The organism is Enterococcus sp. DIV0756 (assembly GCF_051710745.1).
Classification (GTDB): domain Bacteria; phylum Bacillota; class Bacilli; order Lactobacillales; family Enterococcaceae; genus Enterococcus_A.
In genome coordinates this window covers 327,460-349,104 of sequence record NZ_JBIOLF010000002.1, presented here as the reverse complement: position 1 = coordinate 349,104, position 21,645 = coordinate 327,460, and the positions used below count along the sequence as shown (strand labels likewise).

15 protein-coding genes are annotated in these 21,645 nt (G+C 40.2%); 14 read left to right on the top strand and 1 reads right to left on the bottom strand.

Annotated elements, in window-relative coordinates; all coding sequences use genetic code 11:
* Positions 1-18: 18 nt before the first annotated feature.
* A complete protein-coding gene (abc-f, locus tag IGI44_RS18085; protein ID WP_438789330.1) occupies positions 19-1,512 on the bottom strand; it encodes a ribosomal protection-like ABC-F family protein in 1,494 nt (497 codons plus the stop codon).
* A 590-nt stretch (positions 1,513-2,102) separates the two neighbouring features.
* On the opposite strand from abc-f, the gene IGI44_RS18080 reads away from it, so the two are divergent.
* The 14 genes from IGI44_RS18080 to IGI44_RS18015 all read left to right on the top strand — a co-directional run bounded on the left by IGI44_RS18080 (position 2,103) and on the right by IGI44_RS18015 (position 21,605).
* Positions 2,103-3,851, top strand: a complete 1,749-nt coding sequence (locus IGI44_RS18080) for a glycoside hydrolase family 13 protein (RefSeq protein ID WP_438789329.1) — start codon at positions 2,103-2,105, stop codon at positions 3,849-3,851.
* A 107-nt stretch (positions 3,852-3,958) separates the two neighbouring features.
* Complete coding sequence (locus IGI44_RS18075) at positions 3,959-4,330, top strand: DUF1304 domain-containing protein (protein ID WP_438789328.1); 372 nt, start codon at positions 3,959-3,961, stop codon at positions 4,328-4,330.
* 121 nt (positions 4,331-4,451) lie between these two features.
* Complete coding sequence (locus tag IGI44_RS18070; protein WP_438789327.1) at positions 4,452-4,964, top strand: DUF1456 family protein; 513 nt, start codon at positions 4,452-4,454, stop codon at positions 4,962-4,964.
* Between the two features lie 158 nt (positions 4,965-5,122).
* Complete coding sequence (gene ppdK, locus IGI44_RS18065) at positions 5,123-7,738, top strand: pyruvate, phosphate dikinase (RefSeq protein WP_438789326.1); 2,616 nt, start codon at positions 5,123-5,125, stop codon at positions 7,736-7,738.
* A 624-nt stretch (positions 7,739-8,362) separates the two neighbouring features.
* On the top strand, positions 8,363-9,781 hold the full coding sequence (gene pepV / locus IGI44_RS18060; RefSeq protein WP_438789325.1) for a dipeptidase PepV: 1,419 nt from the start codon (positions 8,363-8,365) through the stop codon (positions 9,779-9,781).
* An 85-nt stretch (positions 9,782-9,866) separates the two neighbouring features.
* Positions 9,867-11,786, top strand: a complete 1,920-nt coding sequence (locus tag IGI44_RS18055; protein ID WP_438789324.1) for an OPT/YSL family transporter — start codon at positions 9,867-9,869, stop codon at positions 11,784-11,786.
* On the top strand, positions 11,779-12,144 hold the full coding sequence (locus tag IGI44_RS18050) for a PqqD family protein (protein ID WP_438789323.1): 366 nt from the start codon (positions 11,779-11,781) through the stop codon (positions 12,142-12,144). Before IGI44_RS18055 ends, IGI44_RS18050 begins: the two co-directional genes overlap by 8 nt.
* 182 nt (positions 12,145-12,326) lie before the next feature.
* Entirely contained in the window at positions 12,327-13,703 is a 1,377-nt protein-coding gene (locus tag IGI44_RS18045; protein ID WP_438789322.1) for an ATP-binding protein, read from the top strand.
* A 75-nt stretch (positions 13,704-13,778) separates the two neighbouring features.
* A complete protein-coding gene (locus IGI44_RS18040) occupies positions 13,779-14,939 on the top strand; it encodes an MFS transporter (protein WP_438789321.1) in 1,161 nt (386 codons plus the stop codon).
* A 280-nt stretch (positions 14,940-15,219) separates the two neighbouring features.
* Positions 15,220-17,109 carry a BglG family transcription antiterminator gene (locus IGI44_RS18035; protein WP_438789320.1) on the top strand — a complete coding sequence of 630 codons (1,890 nt, stop codon included), beginning with the start codon at positions 15,220-15,222 and terminating at the stop codon, positions 17,107-17,109.
* Between the two features lie 2 nt (positions 17,110-17,111).
* Positions 17,112-17,558, top strand: a complete 447-nt coding sequence (locus IGI44_RS18030; protein ID WP_438789319.1) for a PTS sugar transporter subunit IIA — start codon at positions 17,112-17,114, stop codon at positions 17,556-17,558.
* A gap of 15 nt (positions 17,559-17,573) precedes the next feature.
* Entirely contained in the window at positions 17,574-17,894 is a 321-nt protein-coding gene (locus IGI44_RS18025) for a PTS fructose transporter subunit IIB (RefSeq protein ID WP_438790294.1), read from the top strand.
* A 16-nt stretch (positions 17,895-17,910) separates the two neighbouring features.
* Positions 17,911-19,017, top strand: coding sequence for a PTS fructose transporter subunit IIC (locus IGI44_RS18020; protein ID WP_438790293.1), 1,107 nt, complete (start codon positions 17,911-17,913; stop codon positions 19,015-19,017).
* A complete protein-coding gene (locus IGI44_RS18015; RefSeq protein ID WP_438789318.1) occupies positions 19,005-21,605 on the top strand; it encodes an alpha-mannosidase in 2,601 nt (866 codons plus the stop codon). The genes IGI44_RS18020 and IGI44_RS18015 overlap by 13 nt, the downstream gene beginning before the upstream one ends.
* Positions 21,606-21,645: the final 40 nt, after the last annotated feature.

The window sequence follows — 21,645 nt, the reverse complement described above, 5'->3', positions numbered from 1 at the left end:
TTGTTTGGACGGGTCATTTTATTTATGCAGCGGGATTTGTTTGGCGTGAACGTTTTTTAAGAAGGTTTGATCGTGTTCTACGATCAGCATGGTTGGTTTTATTTGGAGCAAAAGGTCCTCTAATTGTTTTTGATTGAAGACATCTAAATAATTTAGCGGTTCATCCCAAATGTAAAGTTCGGCTTCTTGGGCAAGGGATTTTGCCAATTCGACTTTTTTTCGCTGCCCCATGCTCATTTCTTCGATCTTATTTTGAAAGACATTTCGTTCCATTCCCAGCTTTCGCAGATTATTCAGAAACATAGAATAATCTAGCTGATTGGCCTCAGCGAAATCCTGCAGATTCCCGCGATTACTTTCATAGTTTTGCCGGACATAGCTGATTTTTACGTTGGGGCGTAGCAGTTCTCCACGCCCTTCACCTGCAAAAGTTCCTAATAGGTAATGCAATACGCTGGATTTTCCGATTCCATTAGGACCTGTCAATGCCGTGATTTCGCCACGTTTCAATTCAAAGGATAAAGCGTTGAAGAGGGGCTCTTGATCAGGATAACGGAGCGTTAGCTCTTCAACTTTTAGAAGCTGTGCATGTCTGCTTGGTGAATAATGCATCGTGAGACGATCAACATCCTCTAAATCCTTCAAAAGGCCTTCTTTTACTTCGATCTGATCATACATTCGTTGTTCAATCGTTTTTGAACGTTTCATTGTGCGGGCGGCTCGTGCACCAATGAATCCGGTATCGAAAATCCCCCCGCTGCCCTTTTCAGAGGGTTTACCATATTTATCGGTTTCTCGTGAACGCGACCATTCAGCTTTTTCAGCGGCCGTCTTTTTCAATCGACCAACTTCTTTTTTGATTTTGCGATTTTGCGCAAGTTCAAATTCGTCACGTAATTTTTTTTGTTCCTCATAGGTCGAAAAATTCCCTTGGTAGAGCACCAATTGGCTTTTTTCGATGGCTAAGGTATGATCGGTAACTTGATTTAAAAATTGCCGGTCATGGCTGACGACGATAAATCCATCTTTGTGCTGTAAATAGTTTGCAACATGCTGCCGTCCTTGAAGGTCCAAGTGATTTGTCGGCTCGTCAATTAGCGGAAAGAATTCTTCCTGGGTGAAGAGAAGAGCTAAGAGCACTTTGGTTTGCTCACCTCCGGAAAGGGTCTGATACGGCTGCCACAATACTTGTGGATCTAACTGGATCAGATTCATTTCGCGTTCCAGTTCCCAAAGCTCAAAATCTGCAACTTCCAGTAAGGCATAGTAGGTTAATTGATCCGTTTGATCAACCGTTGCTGGGAAATAAACTGGCCGCAATGGAAACTGGATATCTCCTTGATAGGCGTATTTTCCCAAAATTAATTGCAGTAAGGTGGTCTTTCCACGGCCATTGCGGCCGACTAATCCTAGTTTCCAACTGCTATCGATGGTCAAATTGGCATCTTCAAACAATAAATCGACTTGTTTATCAAAGCCAAAGGTTAAATGTGTAATTTTAATAGTAGACATAAAAAAATTCCCCCTTTTTGTTTTTCTAAGAAAACAAAAAAATCCTAACCAATTTTCAGGAAAGGATAGGAGTTGAAGGCTCTTTGCGGAGTTTGCCGTGCAACTAACAGCTAGCTCATGATAGCAGAATTCATTTTTCAAAAAGCGAAAAATGCTTCTATTTTCGTACGCAGTTCATTTTTCTAATCTGCTAAGGCAGGAAGAAAAAATGAAAAAAAGACCATCCGTTGAAATCCTAAGCCAATCCTGAAAATCTGCGCACGAACCCTATTGACATACGTCAAACGATGATCGTTTTGCAGCTTCCAACACTCGCTTAGTTTTTCAATGGCATGATCCCTCGTTTCTGTCTTTGATAAATTTATTAAAACAAAATTTTTTGGCTTTGTCAAAAAAATACGGACGCAGCCGCTTCCCCAAACATGCTACGCCCTGGAGTGATCCTCGTAATACGAGGCGAAGAAAATTTTTCTTCTATAATTATAGTAGCATAATTTTGTGAAAAAAATGTGTTCGAACACTTGAGAGAGTTGCAAGTGGAGCCGTTGTCCTCATTTTTGATACAATAGAGCAAAGAAGGAGGTGGTGGGATGAATCATGCAGGAATATATCATCGTCCCGAAAGCGAATATGCATTTCTTTATACGAAAGATTTGATGCGGATTCGTCTGCAAACGGCAAGGAATGAAATAAAAAAGGTAGGATTGATTAGCGGTGATTTTTACACGTTTGCCGAAGAAAAATGGTATCAGCAGCAACAGTCAATGAACAAAGCGTATACGACTGATACCCATGATTATTGGGAGATTGAAGTAACTGCGCCTCATCGTCGATTGGCTTATGCATTTTGCCTTACGGATTTTTCAGGGGCTAAGGTCTTTTACACGGATCAAGGTATTTTTAACTATGAAAAGCAACGATTGCTCCATGATAACCTTTATTTTAGAATGCCTTATTTTCAAGAAATCGATCGTTTCAAGACACCGGATTGGGTCGCGAAAACGGTTTGGTATCAAATTTTTCCTGAGCGGTTTAACAATGGTGATCCCTCAAATGATCCTGAGAATGCGTTGGCCTGGGGGAGCGAGAAACCCACTCGCGAGAATTTTTTTGGCGGAGATTTGCAAGGAATCATTGATAAGCTGGATTATTTAGTGGAGCTTGGAATAAACGGCTTGTATCTATGCCCAATTTTCACCTCACCTTCGAATCATAAATATGACACAGTTGATTATTATGAAATTGATCCACATTTTGGTGATAAGCAGCTTTTTCGTGAATTGGTAGAAAAAGCGCACGAGCGGGGCATCCGAGTGATGCTGGATGCGGTATTCAATCACCTTGGAGCGAGCTCTCATCAATGGCAGGATGTGATTTTACGCGGAGAGGAATCTGACTACGCCGATTGGTTTCACATCCAGACATTTCCGCCGAGCTATACCGCGATACCTGATTCAGAAAACGCGAAAAATGTGACGTACGATACCTTTAATTTTAACCCGCATATGCCAAAGTTAAATACGGCAAACCCAGAGGTTCAGAAATATTTGCTAGGGATCGCCACCTATTGGATTCGTGAATTTGATATTGATGGCTGGCGACTCGATGTGGCAAATGAGGTGGATCACCATTTTTGGAAAGAGTTTCAACAAGCGGTCCTGAAGCAAAAGGAAGATCTGTATATTTTGGGTGAAATTTGGCACTCCTCTCAGCGCTGGTTGCAGGGTGATGAGTTTCATGCAGTGATGAATTATGCGTTTACAGACAATATCAAGGCATTTTTTGTGGAGCAATCCATTTCAATTTCACAAATGATTTTTGGCATGAATCGTCAACAGCTGCTTTACCGCGATCAAACCAATGAGGTGGCTTTCAATTTGTTAGATTCTCATGATACCCCCCGTATTTTGACCTTGTGTCAAGGCAATAAGGATCTAATGAAGGCGGTTTTGACCTTCATGTTTATCCAAAAGGGCACCCCTTGTATCTATTACGGCACCGAGGTCGGTATGGAAGGCGAGATGGATCCGGATTGTCGGCGATGTATGATTTGGGATGAACAAGATAAGGAGCTTCAGACATTTGTGAAGCAATTGATTGCTTTGAGGAAGCAATTTTCGGAAGTATTTAGTTATGGAACCATGACTTGGCACTATGATGATGAGAAGCAGGCCTTTTCACTGACGCGCCAATACAAAGAAAAAACTTTAGTGGCAACGTTTAATGAAGGGGACATGTTTGAGGTGGGAAAAGCTGGCACCCGGTTGTTTGCTCAGAATTACCATGAAGGCGAGGCATATCAATTAGCGCGCCATGGCTTTGTTATTGAGAAGTACTAAGACGTTTCGATTGGAAAAAAAGAAAAAGATGATTATAGTAGATATCTGATCTGAATTTTTTCTGGAAGAAAAAATAATTACTTTAATAGGAGTAAGGGGAAGTATCTATGGTATTCATTATTGTTTTATTATCGGGAATCATTGGAGTCTTGCATTTGGTAATCATGGGGTTGGAAATGTTTGCCCCTGCGGAAAAACAGGCGAAAACATTTGCAATGCCGATGGAATTTGTTACACAGAAGAATGCTCAAATTGCCTTGAAAAATATGGGCATATACAATGGCAGTCTAGGATTGGCGTTGTTAACGAGTGTCTTCCTATTTCAAGGAGATGTAAGATTGCAGGTTCTGCTGCTATTGAATCTATTTGTAGTAATTGTAGGTGTATATGGTGGTAAGACTGTGACGAAATCAATCTATTTGATTCAAGCACTTCCGGCAATCCTGACAGTATTATTCATCTTAATTCAATTAATCTAATAAAAAATCGGTTAAGACAACACTCTTAGCCGATTTTTTTGTCGAAATTCAGCTATTGTACTGGAAGTAAAGAGCTTTATGTTATAGTAGGTAGATCAGTTATGAACGACGGAGGAAGAACATGAACAATAATGATTTATTGTTGCGCTTGCGGTATGCACTGGATATCAAGGATGCGGATATCGTAAAAGCTTTTGAATTAGGTGGTTTGGAGATTTCTAGAGAAGAAGAAAGAGCCATGCTGACGAAAGTACGTGATCATGAGCTTGAGGAGAATGAAGATTTTGAAAAAAATGTTTATGTGAAAATGATTAATAATAAAACACTGGACACCTTTTTGAATGGTTTTATTACCTTAAAACGTGGTGAACAGAAAAATAAAGCAGCGCAACCATCACAGCCTAAAAGCACAGAAATCAGACACATGAATAATATTTTATTGAAAAAAGTGAAAATAGCGTTAGCGTTGACTAGCGAGGATATGCTAGATATTTTAGCGGAGGCGGGTGTTTATCCTTCAAAAGGGGAACTTGGTGCTATTTTAAGAAAAGAGGGGCATCGAAATTTTAAGCCCTGCGGAGATAAGTATGCACGGAATTTTCTAAAGGGATTGGCGTTGTGCTACCGAGACTAACTAAAAAAACGATGAGGATCAGTCTGTTCTATCAGGACTGATCCTTTTTTGTGCGTATATGTACATGATTAAATTATATAAACATCTTATTGACTTTATATAATCCGCATATTAAACTGTTGTTAGGTTAAATAAAACTTTTTTAAGAGGAGAAGCGCATGAATCGTTGGGTTTATTTATTTTCAGAAGGTTCTAAAGAACAGAAGGATTTATTAGGCGGGAAGGGAGCCAATCTCGCTGAGATGACAAAACTAGGGCTGCCGGTACCGACAGGTTTTACGGTAACAACAGAAGCCTGCTTACATTATTTAAACCACGGCAACCAGCTGATTGATGAAATGAAGGATCAAGTAATGGAGGCTGTCGGAAAACTATCAGCAAAAACAGGAAAAAAATTTAGCGACTTAGAAAATCCATTATTGGTTTCTGTCCGCAGCGGCTCCAAATTTTCAATGCCGGGAATGATGGATACGGTTTTAAATCTAGGCTTAAATGATCAAACTGTCGCGGCTTTGGCTGAAAACAGTCAGAATGAACGGTTTGCTTATGATTGCTATCGCCGTTTGCTACAGATGTTTGGGAATGTGGTAATGGGCTTGGATAATAATGATTTTGAACACCGCATCACGGCACTAAAAAAGGTGAATGGTCTAACCTTTGATAATGAATTGACCGCAGATCATTGGAAGCAAATTGTAAGCGAGTACAAAGAAATTTATCGCAAAAAGCTGCAGCGAGAATTTCCGCAAGATCCGATTGAACAATTATATTTAGCGATCGAAGCGGTATTCGGCAGCTGGAACAATCAACGAGCCAAAACCTATCGGCGTCTTCATGACATCAGTGACGATCTCGGAACAGCCGTGAATATTCAGGAAATGGTTTTTGGAAACTTTGGGGACAGTTCGGGAACGGGCGTGGTCTTTTCACGCAATCCTTCCTTAGGTGACCCGGGTCTATTCGGTGAATATTTAATCAACGCACAAGGGGAAGATGTGGTAGCTGGTGTTCGGACGCCAAAACCGATTCAAGTCTTAGCTGATGATATGCCTGAGCAATACCAGCAGTTAAAAGGCATTTGTGAGAATTTGGAGAAACACTACCATGATATGCAGGATGTGGAATTTACGATTGAACGGGAAAAACTGTTTATTCTGCAAACCCGCAGCGGAAAACGTACTTCTAAAGCGGCGTTGACGATTCTGCTAGATTTCTATAAAGAAGGAATCATTGATGAAAAGGAATTAGTTAGTCGGATCGAAGCGAAGGATTTGGAGGCGGCTTTGCATCCAAACTTCGATGAAAAAGAATTGAAGAATCATGAATCCTTCTTATCTGGTTTAGCAGCTAGCCCCGGCGCTGCAACAGGAGCGGCATATTTTACTGCCGAAGCAGCGACCGAGGCTAAAGCCCGCGGAGAACGAGTCGTCTTAGTAAGAGAAGAAACTTCGCCAGAGGATATTGAAGGAATTGCTGTGAGTGAGGCAGTGATTACCAGCCGCGGTGGGATGACTTCACACGCTGCTGTGGTTGCTCGCGGAATGGGGATTTGCTCGGTTGTTGGTTGTGAACGGTTAACCGTTCTTGAGGAGAATAAAGCGACTGTCGGTGATAAGGTTATAGAGGAAGGCTCCATCTTGTCTGTCGATGGCAGCAGCGGAAATATCTACTTTGGCGAAATCCCAATGGAGGAAGTGACCAATACGGTTGCCTTAGATGAACTTCACGAGATTTGGGAGCGTCATGCGAAAATTAAGGTTCGTGCCAATGCTGAAACGCCAAATGATATCGAAACTGGTATGGCCTTAGGAGCAGTCGGAATCGGCTTGGCGCGGACAGAGCACATGTTTTTTGAAAAGAGTCGATTGTTGCAATTCCGACGATTGATTTTGGCGGATAGCTTAGACGAACGCTTAGAAGTGTTGAAGGATTTGAAAAAAGTACAAAAACAGGATTTCAAATTCATGTACGAAGCAGCCAATGGTAAAGCAACAACGATTCGCTTGCTTGATCCGCCATTGCATGAGTTCTTGCCAAAAGGGGCAGATGAGTGCCGTGAAGTAGCGAAGGAGCTTGGCAAGACCTACAATGAAGTGAAACGCAAAACGGATAATTTAGCCGAGGTGAATCCAATGCTCGGTTTCCGAGGCTTGCGTTTAGGGGTGGCTTATCCAGAAATTTATCAAATGCAAGCTGAGGCGATCATTGAAGCGGCTTGCGAAGTAACGAAAGAAAATGATTTTACGATCAAGCCTGAGATCATGATTCCATTTACCATTGATGCACAAGAATTTGCTCGGGTACGTGCATCGATCGAAGAGGCCATCCAAAAAGGGTTAGAAGAGCAAAAGTTAGTTGTGGATTATCAAATTGGAACAATGATCGAAATTCCGCGAGCGTGTTTCGTGGCGGATGAAATTGCCAAACATGCGGATTTCTTCAGTTTTGGGACCAATGATTTAACGCAGATGGCTTTGGGCTTATCTCGGGACGATTCACCAAGAATTATCAATCAATACATGGAAGCGGGGATTTTCGCAGATGATCCGTTCCAAGTCCTGGATGAGGCTGGTGTCGGTGCCTTGATGAAGCTGGCTATTGAACGAGGAAGACAAGTTAATCCAAAGCTGAAGATTGGAATTTGCGGTGAAGCAGCAGCTCATCCGAAGTCGATTGCCTTCTTAAATAACTTGTCTATCGATTATATTTCATGCTCGCCATTTAGAATTCCACAAGCGAAAATGACATTGGCTCAAGCTGCTCTGGAAAAGTAAGCCAAAGGACGAATAAAAAAACACTCTTATGAGTTTTTGATTAAAATACAATATGAATTCAAAAAGAGGTAGTCTTTTAAAAGGCTATCTCTTTTTTGTTATTAACACAACTATTCGAAAACTTAATATTAATGAAAGATAACAAATAAATGAGAAACCGCAAGCTTAAATGAATGAAATATAATTTGTAAACGGATACAGCCTTCGTTATACTTCTTGTAGGGTTTAAATGTGTCATGTCATAGGAAACGAACTTCTTTTTTTGATTTGCTTGGATAACATATTTTTTTTAGAAAAAACTTTATTTTTGATGAAAATCGTCTTATTTACATTAAATGATAGTTTTTTCACAATGACTTATGAATAAAAATACGGTATAATGCTGACTTGGGAGGTGAAACAAACTGCGGAATTAGGAATCATAGAATAACATTTTGATACTTATGGACGGTCTTTTCCGTTGATTGTTTTGACGTAGTTCATCCTCAAAAAGGACCGTGAATTCGTCTTAAAAAAAGTTATTCTAAGCTGTCAAAATTTGAAATCGACATTTAGACATGATCTTTCTAATGAATCTAACAGGTTTTAAACTTGTTACAAAAAAAAGAAAGCAGGGATTAAACAATGACAATTGATTGGCAAAAAGAAGTAGAAGCACGCAAAGACGATTTACTGAAAGACTTAGGCGATCTTATCCGGATCAACAGTATTCGCGACGTGGAACATGGCACAAAAGAAGAACCTCTTGGACCTGGACCAGCAGCCGCTTTACGAAAAGTATTGGAATTTGGCGAACGTGATGGTTTCGTAACGAAAAATATCGAAAACGTAGCTGGCCATATCGAATACGGTGACGGAGAAGAAATGTTCGGACTCTTAGGACATGTTGACGTAGTTCCTGTCGATGATAACTGGGATACTGATCCATTTGAACCAGTTATTAAAGATGGAAAATTGTATGCGCGTGGTTCAGCCGACGACAAAGGACCTTCAATCGCTGCTTATTATGCAATGCGTATTATCAAAGATTTAGAATTACCAATCTCTAAAAAAATCCGCTTTATCTTCGGTACTGATGAAGAAAGCGAATGGGTAGGGATTCACCGTTATATGGAAGTAGAAGAAATGCCTAAAGTAGGTTTTTCTCCAGATGCTCAATTCCCAATTATCAATGGTGAAAAAGGAATCTTATCTTATGAAGTGACTTTCGCGCCTAAAGAAAGTGCTGAAGCTGGTGACTTTGATTTAGTAAGCTTTAAATCAGGCTTACGGACAAACATGGTGCCAGGGGATGCAACAGCTGTTCTTAAAGTGAACGACGAAGCAAAAGTTGCCGACATGAAGGCGGCGTTTGACGCATTTATCGAAAAATCAGAAGTGAAGGGCGAATTTGCTGAAACCAACGGCGAAATCACCATTACTGTTATCGGTAAAGGTGCCCATGCACAAGAACCAAAATTCGGTGTCAACTCTGCAACCTTCTTAGCAGCATTCTTAGCTGACTACAACTTAGACGGCAATGGCGCTAACTATATTCAAACAATCGCTGAATATATGCACTTAGATTACAACGGTAAGAAATTAAATGCTTACACAAAACACGATGTAATGGGTGAAACAACTTCATCAGCGAACCTATTTGATTACAGTGCAGAAGGCGACAAAAAAGTGACCTTAAATGTTCGTCATCCAGAAGGCATTGATAAAGATACAATCTTGTCTAACATGGAAGAAGTTCTTAAAGCTGCAGATGTTTCAATCGCGATCATTGGTGACGTGAAAACTCCTCATTATGTTCCAGCGAGTGATCCATTAGTGAAAACATTATTGGACGTTTACGAAGAACATACTGGTCTTGAAGGCCACGAAGAATCAATCGGCGGGGGTACTTACGGACGCATCCTAGAACGTGGTGTCGCATACGGCGCAATGTTCCCAGGTGAAGAAAACGTAATGCACCAACCAAATGAATTTATGCCTATTGATAGCTTGTTCAAAGCAACAGCTATTTATGCTGATGCTATTTATCGCTTAGTTAAATAGTCGGTATTGAGAGACAGGAATCCTGTCTTTACGGGATTCCTCATCTCAATGGGGAAATGAAAGTAAGGAAGGAATTTCAAAGACAATGAAAAAACTCTCAAAAGACGCTTTTGGTGGAGTAGCGGGGAAAGATTATGTCCCGTATGTAGCAGATAAACCTAAAAAATCAGGTTCACCAATCATTATGGTATTAGGTATTTTACTTGCCGCGTTATTCGCTGCGTCAACCGCTTATTCAGGTATGAAGGCTGGTTTGACAGTAGCTGCAGGTATTCCAGGAGCAATTATTGGATCTGGGCTAGTCGCTCTATTTGTAAAGCCTAAAACAATTTTAGGTAAGAACTTATTGCAATTGATGTCAAGTGGTGGGGAATCTGTAGCATCAGGAATGATTTTCGTATTACCAGCCGTTATTTTAGTCGGCGGTAAAGTGAACTTTATCGAAGGTGTCGGAATCGGAGTTGGCGCCGTGTTGTTAGGTGTCGGCGTATTCTCAATCGTTCAAGATTACATGCTGATCAATGAACACGGTAAATTAGTTTACCCTGAAGCAATGGCTATCTCAGAAACGTTAGTGGCTTCAGATACTGGTGGCGATTCATTGAAATACATGGGAATCGGTTTTGGTATTGGTGGTATTTTAACTGCGTTAACTGGTTCTGTATTTGGTGTAATGAATAATGTCGTTAGTTTTGTAAACGAAAGCTTTTATAAATGGAAATTCGAAACAGAAGTGAACCCATTGTTAACAGGTATTGGTTTCATCGTTGGGATGGATGTTTCTGTCTTGATGTTTGCCGGATCAATCTTAGCAAACTTCGCGATTGCTCCTTTACTTGGTTACTTCATGGGTATGGCAAATAGCAACGCACATGTTTGGGACAATGCTGCTCAATTATTGAGTACGTCTAACTTTGCTGTGATCTCTGGTTCTTATGTGAAATACATTGGTGCTGGTATGATGATCTCTGGTGGTTTGATCGGCGCAATTAAATTGATCCCAACAATTATTACCTCAATCTCTGCAACCCTAAAAGGTCGTAAAGATGGTGTCGAAGCAGAAGGCGGCGGTATGTTGCCATTGATCGTAGGTGCTGTAATGGGTATCATTATGGGATTTGTGATCACTGGAAGCGTAGCGATGGCACTTGTTGCTGGTATTTTATCAATTATTTTAAGCTTCCTATTCGTTATTGTTGCGGGACGTTTAACTGGTACAATCGGTACATCAAACTTACCAGTATCCGGTATGACAATCGCTTCAATGGTTATTTTAACTTTAGTCTTCGTTATGATGGGCTGGACATCAGCAGAAAATACTCAACAATTACTCTTGTTTGGTACATTTATCGTCTTAGCGATTTCTGTAGCTGGTGGTTATTCTCAATCACAAAAAGTAACGTTTGTAATGGGCGGAAACTTTTCAGAAGGCCGTCGTTACTTCTTGATTTCTAATGTTGTCGGTGTAGTAATCGTTACTGGTATGATGGTTATCTTAGCTCCACAATTAGCGATCACTGGGTCAAATCCTCCATTTGGTTTACCACAAGCCAACTTGATGGCGACATTGACATCAGGAATTACATCTGGTTCATTACCATGGCACATGGTGATCGCCGGTATCGTAATGGGTATCGTGTTGCACTTCATGAAAGTGCCAATCATGACCTTCGCAATTGGGTTCTACTTACCAATTTCAACCACTTCTATCATTTTAGTTGGTGCATTGATCCGTCAATTGATTGATGTATTAAACAAAAAAGAAACAGAAGAAGTTGCGGAAGAACGTATCACTCTAGGTGTCAGCTTATCATCTGGTTTGATCGCTGGTGGATCAATCATCGGTTTGATCGGTATCATTTTACAAGTAACTGGCATTATCACTCCAGGAACGCCTTCAGGATTCCTAGGTTCTAACGGTGCTGCATTCTTGCTATTGGCAATCTTAGTGGTTGCGATCATTGTTCCTTTGTTAAGTGTAAAGAAAGTGAAACACAATGACTAAAGAACAGCCGCAAGCTGTAAATCCGGAAACGGAAGAGCTGTTAAAACGTGTTTACCGCATCAAAGAAGACCTGCATTATGAAGTACGTGATGGTGTCGTTTTTGTCATCACAGAACAAAATGCTTGGATTCAACGAGTCTTGCGTAAGATTCATTACAAGATTCCAGAAACTTCTGAGATGGAGTTGGATAAATACGGCAGCTTCATTCTTCAACAAATTGATGGAAAACGAACAGTGAGAGAAATTGGTGAAAATCTCGGCGCAGCTATAGAAGAAGCCAATAATCAACTGTATGATCGTTTATTGATTTATTTAAATCATTTGGAGAAGAATGAGAAATATATTGAATTAGTTTAAAACGAAGTCCTTCAAGCGTATTCGCTTGAAGGCTTTTTATGTTTTTAAAGGTGTAAATAGAAAGAGTGGTACGACGCGCATAATTAGCAAATCACTATACCTCCAATTTGAATTAAATAGCGCTTTATTATTTTACTACTTTAGATTATTATAATCTAAAGTAGTAAAATGAGGAGGGTGTTATGTTTCTAGGAAGAGAAAAAGAGCTGGCATCACTTGAACGGATGTACAAAAAGGAAAATTTCCAAATGGCTGTGGTATATGGCAGACGACGGATTGGAAAAACAGCGTTGCTAAATCAGTTTATTATGGATAAGAAGTCACTTTATCTGCCGGCAGAAGAAGTCAATGATTCATTGAACTTACAAAAATTTTCTAAATTGTTAGGCGAGAAGCTGGGAATCAAGCATTTTCCAGCGGTTGATGATTGGAACAGCTTTTTTACTATTATTAAAGAACAGCTTGGAAATGAACATTTAGTTATGGTCATTGATGAGTATCCGTATGCCGCCTCCGCAAACAAATCACTGAATTCGATTTTGCAACATGTCATTGATTATGAGTTTAAGGAAACAAATATATTTTTGATTTTATGCGGCTCCTCGATGAGTTTTATGGAAAATCAAGTGCTTGGAGAGAAGAGTCCATTATTTGGTAGAAGAACTGGGCAGCTTAAAATCAATCCATTAGACTATTACGATTCAGCTCGCTTCTATCCAAATGTCAGTGATGAGGATAAAATTAGGTATTATGCTTGTATTGGTGGGACGCCCTATTATCTATCGTTAATTGACCCGGAGTTGTCTTTCTCAGAAAATTTGCGAGCGCTTTATTTTGAGATTAGCGGATATCTGTTAAATGAAGGGATTCTTCTGATGAAGCAGGAGTTCAGAGAGCCAGCAAATTATAATGCAGTTTTACAAGCGATTGCTAGTGGGGCAAATACGTTACGAGAGATTGTTGGCTTCACGAAACTTGAAAGCAGCTTTGTATCGAAGTACCTTCTTACGCTGCAGGAATTAAACTATATCCAGCGAGTCATACCATTTGGCTCAAATCCACTAAAAGGAAAGATTAGTCAATATCAGATTACTGAGAATTTTCTTGCGTTTTGGTATCGCTTTGTGTTTCCAGTGAGAGCAGAGATCGAGCGTGGTGATGGAGCGCTTTATTTTTCATCAGCGCTTGCTGATCTATCGGATTTTATCGGACCGCTCTTTGAAGAGGTGACGCGTCAATATTTGAGAAGAATGAATGCACAAGGAAAACTTCCTTTTGTCGCCAGATCGTTTGGCAGGTGGTGGGGGAAGGACCGACAAGGCGCGGTTCAGGAGCTGGACATAGTGGTTGAATCTGTAGATGGAAAAGAATTACTAGTTGGTGAATGTAAATGGCGGAATTCATTCAAGGTGGCTAAGGCGGTAGAGGTGTTGGGCAAAAGAGCATTACATTTTGATAAGTACGCGACTCATGAATACCTTTTTACGAAGGTACCCCTAGATAATATCGGAGACGTAGAGGTTCGCAATCTTTCGCTTACCAATTACTTTGAAGAATAAGGATGGCAAAGAAGAGAAAGAGAAACGAGATAGATGTTCTTCTTTTAGTTAGAAAGAGACAAGAAAGAGGGAATAATGAAGAAAAGTGTTTTGTTTTTGGGTTTGATTTATCTGATATTTATTAGTTTGGGATTGCCGGATTCGGTACTGGGTGTTGCTTGGCCCACAATCAATGGGGAATTTAATGTCGCTGCAAGCGCTGCTGGGATTATCGCCATGATCGTCTCGATCGGTACGATTCTTTCAAGTTTTCAGACCAATCGGCTGATTCAAAAAATCGGCGTTGGTAATTTAATAGTATGCAGTATCTTTTTAACGGTTCTAGGATTATGTGGCTTTTCCGTGTCGCAAAACTTTGTCTTTCTAGTTGTGAGCGCGATTCCGCTTGGTTTGGGCGCAGGAGCGATTGATACGGCAGTGAATGATTATGTCGCACTCAATTATAAGGCCCATCATATGAATTGGCTCCACGGTTTTTGGGGTATCGGTGCCACCACAGGTCCCATTATTATGGGCTTCTTTTTAAGAAATCAAAATTGGCGGGGCGGCTATATTGTGCTGGCCAGTCTGCAATTTTTCCTCGTCGTGATCGTTTTTCTTACGCGGAAGCAATGGAAGCAACCGCCGCAGGTAGCGCAATCTGGAAAGGCGCAGGATTCAATGATGAGCCTGATCAAACAACCCGGCGTCGTCTTTTCCTTGATCTGTTTCATTTTCTATGTGGGAGTCGAAGCCTGCATGGGATTGTGGGGCAGCAGTTTTTTAGTCCAGGTAAAGGATATTCCTATATCAACGGCGGCATTCATGACATCAACTTATTATGCGAGTTTGACGATCGGGCGTCTAGCAGCAGGCTTTTTTACCTTTTTCTTATCGAGCCGAAAACTATTGTATTTAAGTGAATTGCTGCTATTGATCGGTGTGGTTGTCATGAACTTTGGCAGCGGAAATTTTGCTGCGATCGGATTTGTCTTTATGGGACTGGGATCAGCCGCGATCTTCCCAACGATGCTTCATGAAACGCCGGGACGCTTCGGGACAAAAAACTCTGCGCGGATTATGAGCTTACAGTTGGCGTTGGCATATACAGGAACAACCTGTTTACCGCCGTTATTAGGCTTTTTGGCAGATCAGTTTGGTTTAATAATTTTTCCATATCTTTTATTTTTATTTGGAAGTATGGTGCTCTTATCGACAGTGATGTTGGAAAAAGTAGTAACAGATACACGAGCTTAGTTTTCTATTAGAAATGCTGATTCTTTACTTGTTGGGGTGATCCAGCAAAAAGAATCAGTATTTTTATATTCAAAATAGAAATTATTTTTAAAAAGACTGATCGCTCTTTCAATTTTCTTTAGAAGCAACCAATGGTAAAGTAAAAAGTGCTTCTAAAAAGCTTTTAAAGACCACTATATAGCAAACCAACTTTTTACCGGATTGATTACGGAAAAAGACTCTGTTTTCTAAAAAACGCTTACAATATAAGATTAACTCAAGAAAGGGAATTGGTGATTCAATGGATAACCGAGATTATGAAGTGTTCGATATTTTAATGAAAAGCAATCATTTAACGATCACTCAAATAGCGAAGCAAATGAAATTATCCAATAAAACCGTTTCAAAATCATTAGATAAAATAGAAGAATTTTTGAAAGGGAGTGAATTGTCGCTTAGTCGAAAGCCCAAAATTGGTGTTTCGATTATTGGCGATAAAACAAAATCAAGCAGGTTTCTTAATCATCAAATGGAGCAAACTGTTCCAAATACGAAGGATGAACGAGTGCAATATCTTTGTTTTACGATTTTAAATAATCAAGGGTACTTTACTTTAGCTCAACTGTCTGATTCCTTATACGTGAGTAAAACAACTTTGGAAAAAGATATGAGTCAAGTGTACGAGATTTTTGATTATTTTCATGTAGCGATTGAAAAAATCCCTGGAAAAGGTTCCTTCTTAAATATTATGGAATATGAACGCCGGAAATTAGCGTTGGATCTGATCCATTACTTTTGGGGACAGAACTGGCAGGTCATTAATCAAGACGGACAATTTATTCACCTGATTGAGGGAATTCCAAAGTTTGCACAAATCTTTATCAATCTCGACTATTTGAAACAGATCAATCTGATCCTCCAACAATTTATTTCTCAGAACAGGATCAAGATGAGTGACTTGAATTATCAGTCTCTGATTTTACATTTACTGATCGCAGTTGAACGAATCAAAGACAATCAATTGATCGGTGAACAGTCTGCAGAAGAACGAAAACAAGCTTCAGGAATAGAGTCTTTGATCACGGAGTTAGAAAAAGCTTTTGATATCCAGATACCTGAAATTGAAATCGGCTACATTCAGGTATATTTTGATCAAATGAATCCACAGACAATCACTGAAACCGTGATTGAAGAAGAAACGATCGCTGGAATGATTCTTGAATATACGTTGTTAGATGAACGAACAGCGGTTAATGCTTTATCAGGACATATCAAACTAGCTCTGGAGCGGATCATCCATGAGTTGCCAGTCAATAATCCTTATACACAGGATATCAAGAAAAATTTTCCGCTGTCATTTGATGAGGCATTGTCCTTAAAAAGTAAACTGGAGGAGCGATATCAGGTATTCATCCCTGAAGATGAGGTCGCTTATATGGCGGTTCACCTGCAGGCGTACCGAGAACAGCTGCGAACAGAGGATACAAAAATCAAGGTTTTGCTTGTTTGCAGCAGTGGGAAGGGCACTTCGCAATTATTGGCCGCGCGAATCAAACGAACTTTTCCTGAGATTATAATCAATCGAATTTTATCAGTTCAAGAGCTATATCAGGCAACTATCGGTGAGGATCTAGTTCTATCAACCGTTAATATTTCTTTGCCTGATGAAAAATTATTGATCGTTTCACCTATTTTAAGTCAAGTTGATCGGCAGCAGATTCAATATTATCTGGATCATGATCAAAAGGAAAAACCACGGAATTTTGAGTTCAGTCGTTTGATTAAAAAAGAGTTGATTTTTCTAGATAAAAGTTTTCAAACAATCGAAGAAAGTCTTTCTTTTCTTGGGAAACAGCTGATCGAAAAGGGCTATGGAAAATCTGGCATTATTGAGAGTGCCAAAGAGCGTGAGCAATTTTCATATACTTCCTTTGAAAAATTTGCGACACCCCATGCCAATCCTCGTTACGTGAAGAAATCGGCGATCAGTTTTCTAAGATTAAGCCATGAGATTCCTTGGGGGAACACGCAGGTCCGATTTGTTTTCTTCCTTTGTGTGAAGGATGAGGAGCCCCAGCAATTAGAAAAAATATTCGATTCACTCTTAACGATTATCGATGAAAATGAAAAAGGGTACTTAGTAAAAGGTGATGCGCAACAGATTCTAGATTATTTGAAAGAAGGATTGTAGGAATGAAAGTTTTAGAGGTACTGCACACAGATCGAGTCGATCTAACGTTAGAGGCGGCGACTAAAGAAGAAACGATAAAAAAAATGGCAGGATTATTCACACAAGGATCACTTTTAACAGACGAAGAAGCTTTTGTCTCAGCCGTTTTAGATAGAGAAATTCATTCTACTACAGGTGTCGGAAATGGAATCGCCATTCCTCACGGAAAATCAAAGGCAGTCAAGGAACCAGCGATTGCTTTCGCCAGATTGACCAAAGAAATTGAATGGCAAGCCTTAGATGAAAAGCCAGTCTCGTTGATCGTGATGCTGGCGATTCCTGAAAGTGAACAAGGGGATACCCATTTATCAATTCTCTCTGAGATCGCGGTGAAATTGATGGATGAAGAAGTAATTACTAATTTAAATAAAGCGACGAATGCAAATGAGATCGTTGAAATTTTAAGCTAATAGGAGGAAGACATGATGAAAAGAAAAATTATTGCAGTGACCGCGTGTGCAACAGGGATTGCTCATACCTTTATGGCAGCCCAAGCTTTAAAGAAGGAAGCCAAAGCAAAGGGTTATTTATTAAAAGTGGAAACTCAAGGTGCAACAGGAATCGACGGCGCCTTAACGGAAAAGGATTGTCAGATTGGTGAAGTCGTGATCTTCGCAGTGGATACAAAAGTGCGTGATGAAGAACGTTTTGCCGGAAAGAAGATCTTGAAAGTACCTGTGGCTGCACCGATTAAGGATGCAGAAAAAGTTATTAGTGATGCATTGGCTTTAGTAGATAATAATTAATTGGGAGGAATGGATGATGAAAAATGTGTTATCAGAAATCAAGAACCATGTGTTGACAGGGATTAGTTATATGATTCCGTTGGTAATTGCTGGGGCAGTAATTATGGCAATTTCACGGGTAGGTGGTTCGTTGTATGGCTTAACAGACATTTGGGATGCAAAATATGCCGAAAGTGCGAATGGGATCATTCGCCTGCTCCACAGCATTGATGGTTTTGGCGGAACGGCCCTAGGATTGATGTTTCCAGTCATTTCAGCTTTTATTGCCTACTCCGTTGTTGATAAATTAGGGATCGTTCCTGGTTTAGTTGGCGGGATGCTGGTCAAAGATATCAATGCAGGCTTCTTAGGTGCAATCGCGGCTGGATTGATCGCCGGCTATATTTGTCTATGGATTCGTAATCATGTGAAGCTGCCGCAATCAATGGCATCAATCGTACCAGTCTTTTTGATTCCGGTTTTAGGGACATTATCAACCGTTCTTATTATTAATTACATCATCGGTATTCCATTTGCGGCATTAAATGTCGGCTTGGAAAACTGGTTGAATAGTCTAAGCGGCGGGAATCAGATTATTATGGCAGCAGTCGTAGGTGCGATGGTTGGCTTTGACTTGGGAGGTCCAGTCAATAAAGCGGCTGTTACGACAGCGATGGCACTACTAACTAGTCAAGTGTATGCGCCAAATACGGCAGCACAGGTTGCGATCATTATCCCTCCGATTGGATTAGGGCTAGCGACTGTTCTTGCAAAGAAAAAATACAATACAGAATTACGTGAAGCTGGAAAATCAGCGATTATTATGGGCTTAGTCGGTGTCAGCGAGGGCGCGATCCCGTTTGCAGTTGAAAGTCCGTTAAAGGTAATTCCATCAACCGTAATCGGATCAGCAATTGGTTCAGCAATGGCGGTCGGCTTAGGTGCAGTTAATCAAGCTCCGATCAGCGGCTTTTATGGCTGGTTTACAGTTGAAAAATGGCCGATCTATGTACTATCGATTGCGACCGGATCATTGTTTGTGGCTATTTCAAGTGTGTTATTACGCAAAAAGGATGCCGGAATTGAAGTTGTTTCTACTGAGGAAGAAGACTACAGCTTCGATGAGGCAGAGTGGGAAAACTAATGACGAAGGTGCATATTGTCAATCATACCCATTGGGATCGTGAATGGTACTTTACCTCGATGGATGCCTTGGTGTTAAGTGATCAATTATTTTCCGATGCGATCGATGAGTTGAAGCAGCATCCAGAAGCCAGCTTTGTATTAGATGGACAGCTGTCCATCTTAGATGATTATCTGGCGCTGTATCCTGAAAAATTGTCAGAAATTAAAACGCTGGTGGCCAATAAGCAATTGTTTATTGGTCCCTGGTATACGCAATCTGACGCGTTCTTCACTTCTGGCGAGTCAGTTCTAAGAAATGCCATGATCGGGATTTTTGAAAGTAAAAAATATGGAGACTACCTGCCAATCGGTTATTTACCTGATACCTTTGGATTCAATGCTCAGATTCCATTGATTTTAAAAGAAGCGGGGTTGGAAAGTGTCATCATGTGGCGCGGTCTGCATTTAAATAAGCATGTCAAATCACCTTATTTTAAATGGGCTAGTTTAAACGGCAAAGCACAAGTAACAGCTTTGAATTTGCCGCAGGGTTATGGCACAGGAATGCTTTTAGAGCCGACAACAGAATATGTTGATGGTCGCCTTGACCCAGCAGTCGACTTTATCAAGCAATATACGGATGGCGAGGTTTTAATCCCTTCCGGCAATGACCAGCTAGCGATCATTCATGACTTTTCGAACAAAGTCGATCAAATCAATCAACTAGGAAAATACGAATATAAAATCAGTACCTATCAGGATTTTCTAGCGTATGTGAATGAACAATCCCTTGAAACTTACCACGGCGAATTTCGCGAACCGGTGCTTGCTCGTGTGCATAAAACGATCGGTTCTGTGCGGATGGATATAAAACAGGCGATTTTTCATTTGGAGGATCATCTTGTTCAGCGGATTGAACCTTTGATGGTTATAGCAGATCAGATTGGTATAAAGTTGAGCAATCGCTTGTTGATGCAAGCATGGAAAAAAGTATTAGAATCTCAAGCACATGATAGCCTAGCTGGTTGTGTTTCGGACAGTGTCGCTGAAGATATCAAGCATCGTTTGAAGGAAGCACAGGAAATTTGTGAGAGCATCGAAAATACAATCATGAAGCAATTAGCTGATTATTTAAATTTAAGACCAAATGAAGTGCTTGTGATGAATCCTTCACCAAAACCCTTTGCTGGTACGAAAACGATAACCGTCCTATCGCCTACAGCTAATGTCTGTTTTACTGGGGCTGACTCTGTAGTGATCAAAGAAGAGTATGTAGAGAGTCGCAAGAATATTCTTGAAGAAACTCCTGCGGGGAATCGCTTCATTACAGAATCAGGCTACTATATTCTAACAGTTGAATTAACTTGTGAGCTACCAGGTTTAGGATACAACGTTTTTTCTTTCGAAGAACTTTCAGAGAAAAAAGAAGGAATCAAACAAACTACCCAACAAATTAATGGGAGACAACTCTCACTCACTTTCAGAGATGGAAAAGTTGATTTGAGTTATCAGGGGCAACATTTTTCTGATTTTCTTTCTTTAACTGATGAAGCTAATGCAGGAGATACTTATGATTTTTCTCCACTTGAAGAAGAACTGGTCGAATTATTATCTTTTGATCGCTGTGAATGTTGGATAGAACCACATCAAGAAAAAATGGTTTTAAGCGGACAAATGAAATTACCGCTGACCTTAGCTGATCGCAAAGCGAAACGTTACAATCATGAATTTTCCTATCAAATCACCTTGACACTCGATAGGAAAGATGAGCTTCAAGGCGAAATCAACTTCAAAAATTCACTGTTGAATCATCGAATTCGACTGCAAATTAAGAACAATCAATTTTTTAATAAAGCACTTGCTGGTATTCCCTTTGGATCTATTGCTCGCGAAAACGAATCACTTATTGATTGGGAAAAGACCTATTCAGAGATGCCTGTTAATGTAAATCCTTTTGAGAAGATTATTAGCGGTATATCTCAAGATCAAGGCTTGACGCTCTTCACGCAGGATAGCAAGGAGTATGAATATCAGGATGACAAATTGTGGATTACTTTATTGGCAACAACGGATAGTTTAGGTAAACCAGACCTGCTTTATCGTCCAGGACGTGCTTCTGGCGATACAACAAAAAAAGGACATATTATGATGGACACGCCATTAGCTCAGCAACTAGATCAAGAAATTGTGTTTAAGTTTGCGTTGCGTATTGATGAGCCAGACGTTACAGAGACCACATTATACAAATGGAGAGAAAAATTACTGCAGCCATCGATCGCCTATCAAAAACAGGCGTTGAACTATTTTGTGCATCGAATCGACAATAAAATTCAAACGTTCGACCAGCCTTTAACGATCGAAGCAAAAGAGTACAGTCTTCTTGAATTTCAAGAACCCGATCTGTTCATCAGCAGTATCCACCGTTCTTATTATTCGGAGAAAGCCTTTATTGTTCGATTTGAAAACCCGACAAAGGAAAGTAGGATACTACCGATTACTGAGCTTTTCAAAGGAAAAAATGTTCAACGAATCAATGCGATTGAAGAACCGATGCAACGAAATGAAAGGATTGACCCTTACAGTGTTGCAACATTTCTAATTAAGTAAAGGATGAACTGAGATGATTTCGGTCATCTCAGTTTTTTTA